The 3,170-nt window shown below is 75.1% G+C and carries 3 protein-coding genes; 1 reads left to right on the top strand and 2 read right to left on the bottom strand.

Annotated elements, in window-relative coordinates:
• Window positions 1-874, top strand: an 874-nt coding sequence (locus VGI02_RS09545; RefSeq protein ID WP_331627097.1) for a 2Fe-2S iron-sulfur cluster-binding protein, incomplete at its 5' end; no start/stop codon positions are given.
• Between the two features lie 2 nt (window positions 875-876).
• Here VGI02_RS09545 and VGI02_RS09550 read toward each other — a convergent pair.
• Window positions 877-1,641, bottom strand: a complete 765-nt coding sequence (locus tag VGI02_RS09550) for an HlyD family secretion protein (protein WP_331627098.1) — start codon at window positions 1,639-1,641, stop codon at window positions 877-879.
• A complete protein-coding gene (locus VGI02_RS09555; RefSeq protein ID WP_331627099.1) occupies window positions 1,638-2,948 on the bottom strand; it encodes an efflux RND transporter periplasmic adaptor subunit in 1,311 nt (436 codons plus the stop codon). Before VGI02_RS09555 ends, VGI02_RS09550 begins: the two co-directional genes overlap by 4 nt.
• Window positions 2,949-3,170 lie beyond the last annotated feature (222 nt).

Genomic DNA, 3,170 nt, shown 5'->3' on the forward strand with positions numbered 1-3,170 from the left:
GCAGTGCGGGTTCTGCACCCCGGGCATGCTGATGAGCTCCTACGACCTGCTCGCCGGCGGGACCTACGACGAGGACACCCTCGCCGAGGACATGTCCGGGGTGCTCTGCCGCTGCACCGGCTACCGGGGCATCCTCGCCGCCGTCGCCGACGTCGCGGCGACGCATCCCGACGGCGTCCCGGCGCCCCGGGCGGCGGTGCCCGCCGCCCTCGCCGGGCGCGCGTCGGGCGTCGGCGCGGCGACGTCGGTGGCGGGCGGACCGGAGGCCGACGCCGTTCCCGTCGACATCACGATCCCCACCGGCCCGCCGACGGTGACCGTCGAGGTGGAATCGACGCTGGCGTCCGGCGTCGAGGACGTGTGGGCCGTGCTCGCCGACTTCGAGCGTCTCGCCGCGTGCCTGCCGGGCGCCCGGATGACCGCCGCCCTCGGCGACGACCGCTACCGGGGGACCGCGACGGTGGCCCTCGGCCCGGTGTCGCTCGCGTTCGCGGGGCTGGCGCACGTGGTCGAGCACGACCCCGACGCGCACGTCATGCGTGTACTCGCCCAGGGCTCCGACCGCGGCGGGTCGAGCACGCAGGCCGTCATCCGGCTCGCGGCGGCGGCCCGCGACGACGGCGGGACGACGCTGCGGGCCGGGGCCGACGTGCACCTGTCGGGCCGGGTCGCGCAGTTCGGGCGGGCGTTGGCCGGGGACGTGTCGCGGCGGTTGTTCGAGCAGTTCGCGACGTCGGTCGACACCGCGGCGCGCACCGGCGAGGCGCCGGAGCCGGGCTCCGGTCCGAGCCCGGTGCGGCTCGTGCTCGACGCCCTGCACGCCCGGCTGCGCGAGCTCCTGCGGCGTGGCGGCCGGCTCCTCCGACGGCGGTGAGGTCAGCTCCCTGTCTTGTGGATGTCGACGGTGACGTTCATGCCGGGGATGAGGTCGACGCCCTGGCCGTCGTCGATCCTGACCCGCACCGGGATGACCTGGGTGACCTTCTGGAAGTTCCCGCCGGAGTTCGACTGCGGGAACGGCGAGAACACCGCGGCGGCACCGCCCTGGATCTCCTCGACGGAGCCGTGGAACGTCCGGCCCGGGTAGGCGTCCACGGTGAAGTCGACCGGCCGGCCCACCGCGACGTCGTCGATGTCGGTCTCGTCGACACGCGCGGTGACGTACACGCCCGCGGGGTCGTAGGCGATCGCCAGCTGCGCGCCCGCCGTCACGTAGGCGCCGTCGGTGGTGCTCGAGTTCGCGATCGTGCCCGCCGCGGGCGCCCGGATCGGCAGCTGCGGCTGGACGTACGCGCCCTGGATCTGCACCCGGCCGATCACCTGGTCCCGGTGCATCACCAGACCGCTGGTGCCCTGCCACCCGACCAGGGTGCCGCTCGCGGGCGCCACGACCGGGACCTGCGTCCCGTCGATCTGCGCGTTGTCGGTGGAGACGTACTTGCTCGCGTCGAGGACGTACGAGAGCGCGAACCCCACCGCGGCCACCAGCGCGATCAGGCCGAGCACGATCAGGGCGATCTTGGTCGAGCGCTTCAGCGGCCGACGCTTCTGCTTCCCGACGACGGGTGTCGGCTCGGTGGGCGGCGCGTCGGCGGGGGCCGTCTCGGTCGCCGCGGTCCCGGTATCCCCCGCGGCGGTCACGACGTCCCGCCGACGACGACCTGCTGCCCCTCGGCGAGCCCACCGGTGATCTCGGTGCGGTCGGCGCCGACCAGGCCGGTGGTCACCGGGGTGGGCACCTGCCGCCCGTCCGGGGTCACGACGGTGACCGTGGTGGCGCTCCCCTGCCGGTGGAGCGCGGCGTTCGGGACGCTGATCTTCTGGCCGGACTCGGCCGTGACCACCGTGGCGCGGGCGGACTGCCCGTCCCGGACCCGGGGATCGGCGGGCAGCCCGACGGTCACGTAGTACTCGATGCTGCCCGCGAGCGCGGTCGCCGACGGCGCCACGGAGAGCACCGTGCCGTCGAGCGTCCCGTCCGGGATGGCGTCCAGCGCCACCACGACGTGCTGCTGCGGGGTGATCTTCGCGGCGTCGACCTCCTGGAACGGCACCACGACGGCGTACTGGGTCAGGTTCTGCAGCACGAGGAACTGTGTCCCGCCCGGACGCGTCGGCGACGCCCCACCCGCCGCGGCCGCTGCCGCGGCACCGGTCGCCGCCTGCGCGGCGCCCGGGATCGCGGCGTCGGTGCCCGGCGCGAAGGGGGTGGTGGAACCGCTCGCCGTGGTGAACTCGCCGACCCCGCCGTTGAGGACCGTGACGGTGCCGTCCGAGGGCGCCCGCAGCGTCGTGTTGGTCAGGCTCTGCCGGGCGACCGCGACCTGGGCGCGGGCCGCGTCGACGGCCGCCCGGGCTGCGGCCAGGTCGTTCGGGCGCGCCGCGCTCGCGGCGTCCAGGGTGTTCTGGGCCGTGACCTGCCCCTGGCGGGCGCTGGCGATCTGGACCTCACCCGCCGCCGCGTCGGCCTGCCGCTTCGCCTGGGCCTGCGCCGCCGAGGCACCCGCCGTCGCGCCGGTCATGGCCCCCGACGCCGCGCCGGTCACGGCGCTCGAGGCCATCTCGCCCGCCGCACCCGCCGTCGTACCGGCGTCCTCCCCGGTCATGGTGGATCCGGCGGCCCCGGTCGCGCCCTGCGCGGCGGACATCGCCGCGTCGTCGGCGGCGAGGGTCGCGTCGACCTGACGCCGGGTCGCCGACACCACCGAGGCGGCCGCGTCCACTGACTTCTGGGCGCCCTTGACGGAGGTACCGTCCTCGACCTTCCCGTACTGCGCCTGCTGGCCGGCGAGCTGGGCCCGGGCCTGCTGGAGCTGCCTGCGGGCGGCGAAGTCGTCGATGGTGGCGAGCACCTGGCCCGCCGCGACCCGGTCGCCGACCTTGACCTTCACCGACGTCAGCTGACCGCCGGTCGGGAACCCGAGGTTCGTCGATCCGAGGGAGGACACGGACCCGGTCGAGTCCACTCCGGTGCTGACCGAGGCCCGCTCCACCCGCGCGGTCTGCGGAGGCGGCGGCGCCTGCGATCCACACGCTCCAGCACTCAGCGCAACCGTCGCTGCCGATACCGCGACTCCTAGCCTCCTGATGGAGTAGCGCGAGAGGGACGTGTCGGTCCGTGGTCGCATGCGTTCTCCGTACGGGTCCGTAGCGAGACGTCGACCAGGTCG

The organism is Actinomycetospora sp., from assembly GCF_036497245.1.
Classification (GTDB): domain Bacteria; phylum Actinomycetota; class Actinomycetes; order Mycobacteriales; family Pseudonocardiaceae; genus Actinomycetospora.